Origin of the sequence: Nonomuraea sp. B5E05 (genome assembly GCF_039880665.1) — a bacterium.
Taxonomy (GTDB): Bacteria; Actinomycetota; Actinomycetes; order Streptosporangiales; family Streptosporangiaceae; genus Nonomuraea.
The window spans coordinates 123,873-137,811 of record NZ_JBDPMJ010000014.1 but is presented as its reverse complement, the minus strand read 5'-3'; the positions used below and the strand labels follow the sequence as shown (position 1 = coordinate 137,811).

Annotated in this window: 13 protein-coding genes; all 13 read right to left on the bottom strand. The window is 69.9% G+C overall.

Translation table 11 applies throughout. From position 1 onward, the window contains the following. Window positions 1-86 precede the first annotated feature (86 nt). Window positions 87-605, bottom strand: a complete 519-nt coding sequence (locus ABGB01_RS25585; RefSeq protein WP_347776079.1) for an adenine phosphoribosyltransferase — start codon at window positions 603-605, stop codon at window positions 87-89. A gap of 287 nt (window positions 606-892) precedes the next feature. Next, the gene (gene secF / locus ABGB01_RS25580; RefSeq protein ID WP_347776078.1) at window positions 893-1,888 is read right to left on the bottom strand and encodes a protein translocase subunit SecF; all 996 of its coding nucleotides are present in this window, start codon (window positions 1,886-1,888) and stop codon (window positions 893-895) included. Window position 1,889: 1 nt separating this feature from the next. After that, window positions 1,890-3,695 (bottom strand): protein translocase subunit SecD, encoded by a 1,806-nt coding sequence (gene secD, locus ABGB01_RS25575; protein WP_347776077.1) that lies wholly within the window; start codon window positions 3,693-3,695, stop codon window positions 1,890-1,892. A 91-nt stretch (window positions 3,696-3,786) separates the two neighbouring features. Continuing rightward, window positions 3,787-4,167: a preprotein translocase subunit YajC gene (yajC, locus tag ABGB01_RS25570; protein ID WP_347776076.1), complete on the bottom strand. Its 381-nt coding sequence runs from the start codon at window positions 4,165-4,167 to the stop codon at window positions 3,787-3,789. A 217-nt stretch (window positions 4,168-4,384) separates the two neighbouring features. Then, window positions 4,385-5,416, bottom strand: a complete 1,032-nt coding sequence (gene ruvB / locus ABGB01_RS25565) for a Holliday junction branch migration DNA helicase RuvB (protein WP_347776075.1) — start codon at window positions 5,414-5,416, stop codon at window positions 4,385-4,387. A gap of 198 nt (window positions 5,417-5,614) precedes the next feature. Then, complete coding sequence (gene ruvA, locus ABGB01_RS25560) at window positions 5,615-6,235, bottom strand: Holliday junction branch migration protein RuvA (protein WP_347776074.1); 621 nt, start codon at window positions 6,233-6,235, stop codon at window positions 5,615-5,617. 173 nt (window positions 6,236-6,408) lie between these two features. After that, on the bottom strand, window positions 6,409-6,936 hold the full coding sequence (gene ruvC / locus ABGB01_RS25555; protein ID WP_347776073.1) for a crossover junction endodeoxyribonuclease RuvC: 528 nt from the start codon (window positions 6,934-6,936) through the stop codon (window positions 6,409-6,411). Between the two features lie 85 nt (window positions 6,937-7,021). Then, window positions 7,022-8,164, bottom strand: coding sequence for a GNAT family N-acetyltransferase (locus tag ABGB01_RS25550; RefSeq protein WP_347776072.1), 1,143 nt, complete (start codon window positions 8,162-8,164; stop codon window positions 7,022-7,024). Between the two features lie 390 nt (window positions 8,165-8,554). Continuing rightward, a complete protein-coding gene (locus ABGB01_RS25545; protein ID WP_347776071.1) occupies window positions 8,555-9,304 on the bottom strand; it encodes a YebC/PmpR family DNA-binding transcriptional regulator in 750 nt (249 codons plus the stop codon). A 3-nt stretch (window positions 9,305-9,307) separates the two neighbouring features. Further along, a complete protein-coding gene (pdxT, locus tag ABGB01_RS25540) occupies window positions 9,308-9,886 on the bottom strand; it encodes a pyridoxal 5'-phosphate synthase glutaminase subunit PdxT (protein ID WP_347776070.1) in 579 nt (192 codons plus the stop codon). Between the two features lie 149 nt (window positions 9,887-10,035). Beyond that, window positions 10,036-11,727, bottom strand: a complete 1,692-nt coding sequence (locus tag ABGB01_RS25535) for an alkaline phosphatase D family protein (RefSeq protein WP_347776069.1) — start codon at window positions 11,725-11,727, stop codon at window positions 10,036-10,038. A 141-nt stretch (window positions 11,728-11,868) separates the two neighbouring features. Further along, a complete protein-coding gene (pdxS, locus tag ABGB01_RS25530; RefSeq protein ID WP_132336510.1) occupies window positions 11,869-12,777 on the bottom strand; it encodes a pyridoxal 5'-phosphate synthase lyase subunit PdxS in 909 nt (302 codons plus the stop codon). A gap of 121 nt (window positions 12,778-12,898) precedes the next feature. Next, the gene (locus ABGB01_RS25525; RefSeq protein ID WP_347776068.1) at window positions 12,899-13,915 is read right to left on the bottom strand and encodes a DUF3048 domain-containing protein; all 1,017 of its coding nucleotides are present in this window, start codon (window positions 13,913-13,915) and stop codon (window positions 12,899-12,901) included. Window positions 13,916-13,939: the final 24 nt, after the last annotated feature.

Here is a 13,939-nt window from a genome sequence, read left to right as displayed (position 1 = left end):
AGACTCCTCACGCAATGACTCCTCACGTTCGAGTCCAGATCCCCCAAGTGTATCCAGGCAGCCAACTTGAGCAGTCGCGGGGCGGTTCACACGATCACGAGCGAATGCAACGGCACTCCCGTCAGCCGCTCACGTCCGTGCAGAAACGCCAGCTCCATCAGCACCGCCACACCGGCGACCTCGGCTCCCGTCCGCTTGACCAGCTCCACGGCCGCCGCGGCGGTGCCACCCGTGGCCAGCACGTCGTCGACGATGAGAACCCGCTCGCCGGACGCGAGGGCGTCACGGTGGACCTCGATGCTCGCGGAGCCGTATTCCAGATCGTAGGACTCCTCGAGGGTTTCGGCGGGCAGTTTCCCCTTCTTGCGCACCGGCACGAACCCGGCGCCCGCGCGGTACGCCACCGGAGCGGCGAGGATGAACCCGCGTGCCTCGATCCCCACGATCTTGTCGACCTGGTGCAACCCGGCCAGCTCGTCCACCACGGCGGCCATCGCCACGGGATCGGCCAGGAGCGGGGTGATGTCCTTGAACAGGACGCCCTGCTTCGGGTAGTCGGGAACGTCCCTGATCCGCTCCAGGATCAACGTGTCCAGCTCGCTCATGGTGTTTCCTCGCATTCCTCACCGGCCGTCTGCCGCGCTCCATGATGGTGCATAGCGGACCCTGGCCGGACCCCTCCTCCGCCCGCAAGCCTCCCCGTACGCGCCCCTGCGCGCCTCAGAGCGTTCCTGGCGGCATGACGACGGCCGCGGCGTTCACCTCTGCGCGCCACGGCCGTACACCCTCGCCAGGGGCGTTCTCAAGGCCGCGCCGGGTCGCTCACGAGGCCCGGGGACACGACCACGCCCCCGCCCGATGCCGGGCGAGGGCGTCACGGAAGGCGAGTGGGCTATCCCTTGGCCGCCGCGGCCTTCTTGGAGCTCTTCGCTCCCTTGGCGCCGCCCGTGGAGGCCAGCCGCTTGGCGATGGCCTGGTATTTCGGCTCGCGTTCCTTCAGCGTCACCAGCAGCGGCGTGGCCACGCACAACGAGGAGTAGGTGCCGACGACCATGCCGACGAACAACGACAGCGACAGGTCCTTCAACGTGCCGGCGCCGAGCACCGTGGTGCCGATGAACAGGATCGCCGCCACCGGCAGGATCGCGACCAGCGAGGTGTTCAGCGATCGGATCAGCGTGTGGTTGAGCGCGTTGTTGGCGGCCATCGAGTAGGTCTGCTTGGACGTGTGGCCCAGCTTGGCCGTGACCTCCTTGATCATGTCGAACACCACGACCGCGTCGTAGAGCGAGTAACCGAGGATGGTCAGGAAGCCCAGCAGCGTCGCCGGCGTGACCTCGAAGCCCGACCAGGCGTAGATGCCCGCCGTGATGACGAGGTCGTGGATGAGCGCGACGATCGCGGCCAGCGCCATCTTCGGCTCGAACGCCATCGACAGGTAGAGGATGATCGCCAGCATGAACACGCCCAGGCCGATCCAGGCCTTCTGGGAGACCTCACCGCCCCAGGACGGGCCGATGGCCTGGATGCTCACCTGGTCGAGCGGGACCCCGAAGTCCTTGGCGATCTCGCTCTGCAGCTGGGTCCGGGTGTCCTCCGGCAGGCTCTCGGTGGTGGCCCGCCAGCCATTCGTGCCCGCCTGCTGGACGATCACCTGGTGCACGCCCTGGTCGAGCACGGACTCACGCACCTGCTCGACCGTGGCCTGCGAGGACTTGAACGAGAAGATCGTGCCGCCCTTGAACTCCACGCCCAGGTTGAGCCCGTTGATCAGCAGGCCGGCCAGCGAGACGGCGAGCAGCAGGCCGGACAGGCTGTACCACAGCCGCCATTTGCCGACGAAGTCGACGTCGATCTCGCCGCGGTAGAGGCGACGCCCCAGTCCCATCTCAGGCCTCCTGCGGAGTGGTCGTGCGGCCGGTCGAGCCGACCTCGCTCATACGCTCGGCGTCGAGGCCGGACAGCGGGTGTCCCTTGGCGAAGAACTTCACCCTCGCCAGCAAAGCGATGAACGGCTTGGTGAACAGGAACACCACCACGACGTCGATCAGCGTGGTCAGGCCCATTGCGAACGCGAATCCGGCGACACCGCCCACCGCCAGGAAGTACAGCACGATGGCGGCGATGAACATGACGGCGTCGGCGATCAGGATCGTGCGCCTGGCACGGACCCAGGCCACCTCGACGGCCGAGCGGAGCGTGCGCCGTCCTTCCTTCATCTCGTCACGGATGCGTTCGAAGTACACGATGAAGGAGTCGGCGGTGATGCCGATCGAGACCACCAGGCCGATGATGTGCGGCAGGGAGAGGCGGAACCCGGCGTTGTGCCCGAGCACCACCACGGACGTGTACGTGATGATCGTGGCCACCACGAGGCTCAGCACCGCCACGATGCCCAGGCCGCGGTAGTAGAGCAGACAGTAGACGACCACGAGGGCCAGGCCGATCAGACCGGCGATCAGGCCGCCCTCGAGCTGGTCCTGGCCCAGGGTCGAGGAGACGGTGTCGACGGAGCTGCGGTTGAACTTCAGCGGCAGCGCGCCGTATTTGAGCTGGTCGGCCAGCGTGGTGGCACTGGCCTGGTCGAAGCCGCCGGTGATCTCCGCCCGGCCGCCCGGGATGGGGCTGATGATGTTGGGGGCGGTGATGACGACGCCGTCGAGCACGACGGCGACCTTGTTGCGCGGTTCCTGGGAGTTGTAGGCGGCGGTGGTGAGCTTGCTCCACTCACCGGCGCCCTTGCTCTTGAAGTCGAGTTGGACGACCCACTCGGTGGTGCCCTGGCGGACGCCCGCGGAGGCGGTGTCGATGTCGGTGCCGACGACCTTGGCGACGTCGAGGACGTACTTGAAGCTGCCGTCGCTCTCGCAGCCGGCGTACTGCTTGTTGGGGTCGTCCTGGACGCCCTGCCCGCGGTTGGCGGGGTCGGCGCAGTTGAGCTTCTTGTACTGGGCCAGCACCGCGGGGTCGATGCCCTCGGTGTTGATGCCCGTGGCGTTGGGGTCATCCGCCGGGGGTTGGCTGGGGCCGTCGCTCGGCGCGGGCGTGGATTTCCCGTCCTTGGTGCCCCGCTTGTCCTGACCCTTGGGGCTCTGCGTGGCAGAGGGCTCGGCCGACGTGCTGGGCGTCGGCGCGGTCAGCGCCGACGACAGCGCCTTGCCCGTGGGGGACGTGCTCGGCTGCGGCGCTCCGGCCGACTGGGACGCCGGCGGCCTGACCGGCTCCGAGGCCTTCGGCTTGGCCGGGTCGGAGGCCGCGGGCTCGTCCGACTTGCTCGCGGGGTCCGAGGGCTCGGCGGACTTGCCGCCCGAGGGCGAGGCGCTCGGCGTCGGCGCGTTGGTCGCCAGGTCTGCCGGGGCCTGCGTGGCCTCCATGGCGAGCACCTGGCGGAAGCGCAGCTCCGCGGTGGTCGCGACCAGCTTGATGGCCTCGTTCTGCCCGACTCCCGGAATGGAGATGATGATGTTGTCGCCGGACTTGGCGACCTCCGCGTCCGAGATGCCGGTGCCGTTGACCCGGTCGCGGATGATGTTGACCGCCCGGTCAAGGATCTCCTCTGGAGGAGCCGCGTTGTTCTGGGTCACGGGCGACAGAGTCACCGTCGTGCCGCCGGCGAGGTCGAGCCCCAGCTTGGGCGTGTACGCCTGCTGCAGGAACATCGTCCCGCCCAGGGCGAGGAAGAGCGCCAGAAGCACCAGGAGCGTACGCCCCGGTCGGCTGTGGCGGCTGGTCGGTCGGGCCACTGGTCGTCAGTTCTTTCAGATAGAGGTTTGTCGCAGAGCTTAGTCAGGACTGCTTGGTGCTGGAGTCCTGGTCTCCGTTGCGATCCACGGCGGCCTCGGACTCGTTCTTGCCCTCCTCGTCGGACGCGGTGCCGTCGGCGGCCCCGTCACCTGCGGGAGCGTCTCCGGGCGCGACGACGCGGCCGATGGCGGCCTTCACCCAGCGGGTCTCGACACCGGGGGCGACCTCGAGGACGACGTCCTCATTGTCCACCGCGACGACGGTGCCGAACAGGCCCGTCGTGGTCATGACGCGCGCACCCGGGGTCAGAGAGTTCTGCATCCGGATCGCCTCTTGCTGGCGCTTGCGCTGAGGGCGGATCAGCAGGAAGTAGAACACCACCACCAAGAGAATCAGCGGCAGGATGCTTCCGAGTTGTCCCATGTCCATAAGGGGCGACCTTCCATTGTCGTACAAGGAGTTGACACCGGCCTCGCGCCGGAAATTCCGTGCGTCGCGTCGGACCGCGCCACTCGGGCCGTCAGCCTACACAGCCAGCCAAGCCACGGAGTGTAGGCGCTTGTCGCGAAACGCGGCAACGAAGCAGCGTTTCGGCGCGCGGGGAAGTTCCCATATTGAAACGGTTGCAACCGTTCTGTGATCAGTCGAAAAGCGGGGCTCCGAATGCGTCCGGTGGTGGAGTCATGCCGAGATGGGTCCACGCGGCCGCGGTCGCCACCCGGCCGCGCGGCGTCCTGGCCAGCAGACCTTGGCGTACGAGGAACGGCTCGGCCACCACTTCGACCGTCTCCGGCTCCTCGCCCACGGCGACCGCGAGGGTCGACAGCCCCACGGGACCGCCGCCGAACTTCTTCAGCAGCGCGCCAAGCACCGCTCTGTCGAGCCGGTCGAGCCCTTCTGCGTCAACTTCATAAAGGTTGAGCGCCGCCGCCGCGACAGCGCGGTCGATCACCCCGTCGGCGCGCACGTCGGCGAAGTCGCGCACCCGCCGCAGCAGCCGGTTGGCGATGCGGGGCGTGCCCCTCGACCGCCTGGCGATCTCGTGGGCGCCGTCGTCCGGCAGGCCGACGCCGAGCAGCCTCGCCGACCGGTAGAGCACCTGCTCCAGCTCGCCGACCTCGTAGAAGTCCATGTGGGCGGTGAACCCGAACCTGTCGCGCAGCGGCGCGGGCAGCAGCCCGGCCCTGGTCGTGGCGCCGACCAGGGTGAACGGCGCGATGTCGAGCGGGATGGCGGTGGCCCCAGGCCCCTTGCCGACGACGATGTCGACCCGGAAGTCCTCCATCGCGAGGTAGAGCATCTCCTCGGCGGGCCTGGCCATCCGGTGGATCTCGTCGATGAACAGCACTTCGCCCTCGGCCAGCGTCGACAGGATCGCCGCGAGGTCGCCCGCGCGTTCGAGGGCCGGGCCCGAGGTGATCCGGAGCGGCGCGTTCAGCTCGGCCGCGATGATCATCGCCAGGGTCGTCTTGCCGAGCCCAGGAGACCCGCTCATCAGCACGTGGTCGGGTGGCCGCTGCCGCCGCAGAGCGCTTTCGAGCACAAGGGAGAGTTGCTCGCGCACCCGCCCCTGGCCGATGAACTCGCCCAGCCGCTTGGGCCTGAGAGCCGCCTCGATCTGCAGCTCCTCGCCCTCGGCGTCGGGTGAGACGAGCTCCCGATCAGAGCTCACCGTGGCACCTCCTCCCGCCGACGACGACCCTACGCACCACACCCAGCCCGCGGGAGGGGGCAACGCACCGCCCGTCGCGACCCGGCCGGGCCAACCTATCGAAAGTCGGGACCGCGCCGGACGCTCCGCGCAACGCGAGACCACCGGTCCCGCCGGACACGCGACGCGACGACGGCCCGCCGGCTCCGCCGTCATGACTCATCGCACGCTCAGCGATCGCAGCGCGGCCTTCAGCAGCGTGGCCACCCGCGGCTGGCGCCCGGCGGCGAGGTCGGCGTCGGCCTCAGGCTCCACGGCGGCGATCGCCTCGTCGGCGTCCTTGCTGGAGTAGCCGAGCCCCACCAGCCCCGAGTGCACCTGCTCGCGCCAGGGCGCGGCCTTCCGCTCGCCGTTGAGCGCGGCGTCGACCGCCGTCTCCGGCGTGCCGAGCCGGTCCTTCAGCTCCAGCACGATGCGCTGCGCCCCCTTCTGCCCGATGCCCGGCACCTGGGTGAGCGCCTTCAGGTCGGCGCCGGCCACGGCCACCCGCAGCGCGTTGGGCGTGTGCACGGCCAGCATCGCCAGCGCCAGCTTGGGCCCGACGCCGCTGGCCGTCTGCAGCAACTCGAACACCGCCCGCTCGTCGTCGGTGGCGAAGCCGAAGAGGGTGAGGGACTCCTCGCGCACGACGAGCGACGTGGCCAGGCGCGCCTCCTCGCCGACGCGCAGCGTGGCGAGGGTCCCGGGGGTGCAGTGGGTGAGAATCCCGACGCCGCCGACCTCGATCACGGCTCCGTCGGGCGCGATCGCCGTCACCTTCCCCGCCACCGACGCGATCACAACCCGCCTCCTGTCTTCGATGCGATCACAACCCTGCCCTCCGCCTCAGGAACCAGCCTGCCGAAGGCCGGCCCCGCAAGTGGCGCGAACGCCCATGTGAACCGCCCCGGAAGCGGCCGGAGGCGTGCACGCTCCGGAGCGCCGTGCGGCGAGCGGCGTGCTCCACTGCGCCGTCACGGCCCGGAGCCCTTCCTGGCCTTGGCGAGGGCCGCGGCGAGGCGGTGCTGGGCGCCGCCGCGCCAGACGTGGCAGATGGCCAGGGCGAGCGCGTCGGCGGCGTCGGCGGGCCTGGGCATCTCGGCGAGCCGCAGCAGCCGCGTGACCATGGCGCCGATCTGCTTCTTGTCGGCCGTGCCGCTGCCGGTGATGGCGGCCTTCACCTCGGACGGCGTGTGCAGCGCCACGGGCAGCCCACGCCGGGCCGCGCACAACACCGCGATCCCCGCGGCCTGCGCCGTGCCCATGACGGTGCGTACGTTGTGCTGGCTGAAGACCCGCTCGACCGCGACCGCGTCGGGGCGCACGTCGTCGAGCCACTTCTCGATGCCGGCCTCGATGCCCACGAGCCGGGCCCCGAGCTCCTCGTCGGAGCCGGTGCGCACCACCCCGACGGCCACGAGCGTCAGCGGCGCGCCCGGACGCCCTTCGACGGCGCCCAGACCGCACCGGGTCAGCCCCGGATCGACGCCCATCACCCGCACCGGTATGCCCTCCCGTGTACGCCGAACATCTGTTCGGCACGAGACTCTACTCCGCCCACGGTGGCCGCGCACCGCGAAACGCCCGTCAGAAGTCCTCGAGCATGTACGGCCTGGCGGCGAAGGCGGCATCGAGTGTCTCGTCGTATCGGCCATCTCCGGACATGAGCCCGCTGAGGCGGAGGGTGGCCGCCGGGATCCCGGCGTACAGGGCGGAGAAGCCGTTCACACTGAGCCTCACCCCGGGCTGCTCGGCCGGCGTGACCGCGACAGAGCCGCCGGTGAACTCCAGCCGCCACGTGCCGCCCCCTCCGAGAGGGTCGTCCACGGTGACGACGGCGTCGCCGGCAAGGCGCGCCGGGTAGCCCCTGCGCTCGGCCGCCGCGGCGACGTCGAGCACCCTGAACATCCACCGCCGCTGCGTGACCTGCTCGATCGTCCGCTCGCGCAGCAGCCACAGCACCGGGTCGTCGGGAGCCACGTGCGCGACGACCTCGTGCGCGATCGAGGACGCGCTGCCCACCAGGGACCACAGTGCCCTGAGCGTCTCCCCTGATCCGGCGACGAGGCTGTCGACCAGCATGTCCTCGCCGTGCCACCGGTAGATCACGAAACCGTCGTCGGCGACATAGAGGAAGTCGTCCTCGCTCTCGAGCCACAGGCTCCAGGTCTGCTCGTCCCAGGAGATGGGCCCGCTGGCGCGGACGGCGCCGTGGACGCGGTGCAGGATGGAGCCGACCTCTCCGGCGTCGCCCGGGCCCATCCTGCGCAGCTTGACCTGGCCGGACGGCCGGATCTGGCGCAGCAACTCGGCGGGGAGCCGAACGCTGTGCTGGGCGCCGGCGTGCTCGTAGCCGAGCGAGCGGTAGATGCCGGTGGTGGCCGGATAGAGCGCGGAGACCGCGTCGCCGAGCGCCCTGCCGCGTTCGACGACGGCCCGCATGATCGTGCTGCCGCAGCCGCGGCCGCGGTCCTCCGGCGCCACGGTGACCCCGGCGATCCCGGCCATCGGCTGCGGCCTGCCGTGCCACCACTGCGTGAACTGACGCAGCCGCGCCGCGGCGGCCAGCCTGGTGCCGTCGAAGCCTCCCAGATAACGGCCCTCGCCGAGGGCGGGGAGCACCGCCCGGCGCCATCTGTCCCTGTCGGAGGCGGACAGCGGGCCGAAGGCGCGTCTGCGAAGGTCAAGGACGTCGTCGAGGTCATCAGGGGTGAGGTCGCGTATTTCCACAGTCAGCCAACTTATGCGGCGGGCGTACGCGCTCGCGAACCGTTTGCCGTGAGGGCGAGCCTGTCGAGACAGGGCAGTTGTGCGGCCACTGTGCGGCCACTGTGCGGCCGCCGGCGCCACGGCGACGACGGTCGCGACCATGCCGAACACGCCCAGGATCGCCCCTGCGACGGTCGCGACGGCCGCTTCAGCGCCTGACCCGGCCATCCGGAAGGGCGTGGTCGGACCCGAGGCTCGCGAGCGTCTCTGTGGAGCGCTCAGGGCCTGCGCGGGTGAGCACCATGCCGAACGAGAACGTCCGGATCCCGGCGGCCGTCGCCGTCTCGCTTGGGGCCAGGCCCGCCACACCCGAGGCGCCTGGACGCACCCCGGCCTTCGCCGGGGAGAACGCTAGTCCAGCGCCGCCAGCACGTCGTCGGAGACGTCGAAGTTGGCGTAGACGTTCTGGACGTCGTCGCTGTCCTCCAGCGCGTCGATGAGGCGGAAGACCTTCTTGGCCCCCTCCTCGTCGAGCGGCACGCTCATCGTCGGCAGGAAGCTCGACTCCGCCGAGTCGTAGTCGATGCCGGCGTCCTGCAGGGCCTTGCGCACCGGCACCAGGTCACCGGCCTCGGACACGACCTCGAACGAGTCGCCCAGGTCGTTGACCTCCTCGGCGCCCGCGTCGAGCACGGCCATCAGCACGGTGTCCTCGTCGAGGCCGTTCTTCGGCACGATGACGACGCCTTTGCGGTTGAACATGTAGGAGACGGACCCGGGGTCGGCCAGCGAGCCGCCGTTGCGGGTCAGCGCCACGCGCACCTCGGAGGCGGCGCGGTTGCGGTTGTCGGTGAGGCACTCGATGAGCACCGCGACGCCGCCGGGCGCGTAGCCCTCGTAGGTGATGGTCTGCCAGTCTGAGCCGCCGGCCTCGAGGCCGCCGCCGCGCTTGCGGGCCCGCTCGATGTTGTCGTTGGGCACGGAGTTCTTCTTCGCCTTGAAGATGGCGTCGAAGAGGGTGGGGTTGGCATCCGGGTCAGGGCCACCTGTCCGGGCCGCCACCTCGATGTTCTTGATGAGCTTCGCGAACAGCTTGCCGCGTTTGGCGTCGAGCGCGGCCTTCTTGTGCTTCGTCGTCGCCCATTTGGAGTGGCCGGACATTGGCTAGAGCTCCCTCAGCATGTCTACGAAGTAACGGTGCACGCGAGCGTCTCCGGTCAGCTCGGGATGGAACGACGTCGCGAGCAGCGGCCCTTGTCGGACCGCGACGATCCTATCCCCAGGCTCGCACTTGCCCAGCACGTCGACGTCCGCGCCGACGGATTCGACCCACGGCGCGCGGATGAAGACCGCGTGCACCCGCTGTCCGGCGAAGTCGATGTCCTCCTCGAACGAGTCGACCTGGCGGCCGAACGCGTTGCGCCTGACGACCATGTCGATGCCGCCGACGGTCTGCTGGCCGGAAACGCCGTCCTCGATCCGGTCGGCCAGCATGATCATGCCGGCGCAGGAACCGTAGGCGGGCATGCCCTCCTTGATCCGCATGCGCAGGGGCTCGAACATGTCGAAGGCCTCGGCGAGCTTCCACATCGTCGTCGACTCGCCGCCGGGGATGACCAGGCCGTCGACCGCCTCCAGCTCGGCGGGCCTGCGCACGGCCGTGGCCCGCGCCCCCGCCTCCTGGAGCATGCGCACATGCTCGCGCACGTCGCCCTGCAGGGCGAGTACACCGATCGTGGGCACAGCAGATCCTTCCGTCCGGGTGCGGGTTCAGACAATTCAACACCACGACGGGCCGGGATCTTCCTGGCAGGGTCCGCGCCTCGGGGCCAGAGGGCCGCGGAGCGCGCCGGCCGGGACACGGCGGTGTGTCCCGGCCGGCGCGCGGGGGTTCACGGACGCTCGGTCTCCAGGCGGACCGTCTCCTCCACGGTCATGGGCTGGCTGCGCAGGGCCGGGTCGATCGGGCGCAGGTACGTCTGCTGCACCCCGGGCACCCGGTCCTCGATCACGAACGTGGCCCGTGTGTACACCTCGCCGCCGGGTGTCTGCACCTGCGGCACCACCTTGAAGTCGGCCGTCATCTGATCGCGCTCGACCTTCGTCAGCACGTAGCCGCGCTGGTTGTTGTAGAACTTCAGATGCGGGTTGATCTTGAGGAACGGGTGCGTCGCCGGGTCGGAGTCGGCCCCGTTCCCTCCGGTCGAGATCGAGGTGGCCACCAGTTCCGAGCCGACGGACGGGCCCGTCGGGTCGTCGTAGTCGAGCTTGAGGTCGCTGGCCCAGTGGGCGTGCACGTCGCCGGTCAGCACGACCGGGTTGCGCACCTTCGCGTCGAGCCAGCCCTGGGTGATGCGCTTGCGGGAGGCGACGTAACCATCCCAAGCGTCCTGGCTGGTGATCTTGGCCGGGCCGTCGTTGTTGTCGCGCTGGGCGAAGAAGACCTGCTGGCCGAGGATGTCCCACTGCGCCCGCGAGTGCCGGAAGCCGTCCAGCAGCCACGCCTCCTGCTCGGCGCCCGTGATGGAGCGGGCCGAGTCGATCGAGGCGGGGCAGTCGCGGTAGCCGTCGCCGCAGCCCTGGTCGTCGCGGTACTGGCGGGTGTCGAGCATGTGGAGGGTGGCCATCCTGCCCCACCGGATGCGGCGGTAGAGCTGCATGTCGATGCCGCGCGGGATGGAGGTGCGGCGCAACGGCATGTTCTCGTAGTAGGCGCGGAAGGCGGCCTCGCGCCTGCTCAGGAAGTCCGGCTGGGGAATCTCGGGCTTCTCGGGCACCTCGTCGGCCCAGTTGTTGTCCACCTCGTGGTCGTCCCACACCACCAGCCACGGCGCGGCGGCGTGCGCGGCCTGCAGGTCGGGGTCGGTCTTGTACTGGGCATGGCGCTGGCGGTAGCCGGCGAGGGTCTCGGTCTCGGGGCCCTCGTGGTCACGGACGTTGCCGCCGGGGATGGTGTAGGTGTCCTTGGTGTACTCGTACTGGTAGTCGCCCAGGTGCAGGATCACGTCGGGGCGCTCCTCGGCCAGCCGGCGGTACGCCGTGAAATAGCCGTGCTCGTACTGTGAGCAGGAGACGAACGCCATGGCCAGGGCGCCGCCGTACGACAGGGGGTGCGGGGCGGTGCGGGCGCGGCCGAGCGGCGAGACGTACGGGCCGACGCGGAAGCGGTACCAGTAGTCGCGGTCGGAGCCCAGGTTCGCGAGCTCCACGTGGACGCTGTGCCCCCATTCCGGCGCGGCCACCGTCACGCCGCTGCGCACGACGCGGCGGGCGCGCTCGTCGGAGTACACCTGCCACGACACGGGGAACGGCCGCTGCGGCATGCCTCCGAGGCCGTCCTCGGCCATCGGCTGCTGGGCGAGCCTGGTCCAGATGACGAAGCCCTCGTGGTCGGGGTCGCCCGACGCGACGCCGAGGGTGAAGGGGTCGGTGCGCAGCCCGCGCGAGGCGAGGCTCTGGGCGGTTTCCTTACTGGGGTCCGCGGCGGGGTCTGGGTCGGCGTGCGCGCCGGTCGCGGGGATCGCGGCGGCGGCGCCCGCCGCTAAACCGGTGACGAGGAAGTGCCGGCGGTTCAGCTTGGACACGTGAGGCTCCCGGACGATCAAGGGTGAGGGACGTCCGTAGCCTGACTCAGGATCATGACCAGTGGGTGAACAGCAGAACAGAAAAAGGCGACATCCTTCGCGGATGCCGCCTTTTCTGGCGATTTTCGCCGTACGGAGGGATTACCAGCCGCGCTCGGCCAGCCGGTGCGGCTGCGGGATGTCGTCGACGTTGATGCCGACCATGGCCTCCCCCAGGCCGCGCGAGACCTTGGCGATGACGTCGGGGTCGTCGTAGAAGGTGGTGGCCTTGACGATGGCCGCGGCGCGCTTGGCCGGATCGCCCGACTTGAAGATGCCGGAGCCCACGAAGACGCCCTCGGCGCCCAGCTGCATCATCATCGCGGCGTCGGCCGGGGTGGCGATACCGCCCGCGGTGAACAGCACGACCGGCAGCTTGCCGAGCTTCGCGACCTCGGCGACCAGTTCGTACGGCGCCTGCAGCTCCTTGGCGGCGACGTACAGCTCGTCCTCGGGCAGCGACGTGAGCCGCTTGATCTCGGCGCGGATCGTGCGCATGTGGGTGACGGCGTTGGAGACGTCACCGGTGCCCGCCTCGCCCTTGGAGCGGATCATCGCCGCGCCCTCGGTGATGCGGCGCAGGGCCTCGCCCAGGTTGGTCGCCCCGCACACGAACGGCACGGTGAACTGCCACTTGTCGATGTGGTTGGCGTAGTCGGCCGGGGTGAGCACCTCCGACTCGTCGACGTAGTCGACGCCGAGCGCCTGCAGCACCTTCGCCTCGACGAAGTGGCCGATGCGGGCCTTGGCCATGACGGGGATCGACACGGCCTCGATGATGCCGTCGATCATGTCGGGGTCGCTCATCCTCGACACGCCGCCCTGGGCGCGGATGTCGGCGGGGACACGCTCGAGGGCCATGACGGCGACCGCCCCGGCGTCCTCAGCGATCTTGGCCTGCTCGGGCGTGACGACGTCCATGATGACACCGCCCTTGAGCATCTCGGCCATGCCGCGCTTGACGCGGGCCGTTCCGGTGACGGGGCTGCTTTCTGGCGTGCTGCTGGACACGGTCTTCCTCACGGGCTCTCACGGCGAATCGGTATGTTCTCAAGCCCATCGTAGGTCCTGACGGACCCCTCCCCCGACATGCCAATATGTCAGGTTTTATGGCCTTGCTTATACAGAAGGACTAGGGGATGACGGGCTTGCGGCTGGCGAGGGCGACCCAGACCTGGCCGGGTGCGAAGTTCATCGGCTCGCCGCTCTCCGTGGTGAACGTCGTGCCGTCCTTCTCCGATTCCCGCTCCCAGTTCGCCTTGTACGCCTTGCCGTCGCGCAGCACGATCGCCTTGCCCTTGCCCGTGGTGTGCACGAGCGGCGTGTAGCTGTCGTTCTTGTCGTGGAACTGCGAGCGCTCGGTCTTGGTGTACTGGATGACGACCGTCGGCGCGCCGAGCTGCCCGCCCTCCGCGGCCACGTCCTTCTTGCCGTCCTGCCAGATCATCCACTTCTTCCGCGCCTCGGACCAGGCGAAGGTGAAGCGGGCGGCGGGCCACTTGACCGTGTACGACTTGCGCTCCACGCCGCCCTCGGCCGGAGCGTCGCCGAAGGTGAAGCCGATGTCCTTGGCCTTGCTCGCCTTCGGCGCCGCGGCCAGCAGCCGCTTGGTGTTGGCGAACAGGTTGTAGGGGGCGAAGCGGCCCGGCTGGCGGAAGTACGCGCCGGGGTTGCGCGTGTCGCCGACGTCGAACAGGGACGCCTCGGCGATGAACGGCAACATCTTGCTCTGCGCCCCCGAGTAGGAGAAGGCGGGCTTGCCGAACTGCGGCGCGATGTGCAGGTCGGAGATGCGGGCGCTGCGCACCGGCCCCACCTTGGACGGCAGCTTCGACGAGAAGATCGCCATGATCCGGGTCAGACCGGCCTCGACCTGCTCGACGTAGACGATGTCGGCGCTCTTCAGGCCCTGCTGCGGCTTGCCCGCCGCGGTGTTCTCGATCTTCACGGCCAGCACGGGCTTGAGGCTGTCGTACGGCCTGCCGGTGAAGGGGTGGGTCTTGACCTCGACGGGCTCCTCGCTCGGCGCGACGGAGGCGGCTGCCTGCGGCACCTTGCCCGGCGCCGGCTCCTCGGAGGAACAGGCCGAGGCGGGCAGGAGCACGGCCGCTCCGGCCAGCCAGATCGTGATCGTCCGGGATAGCCGCACCAGTAACACTCCTCGCTTCAGCCC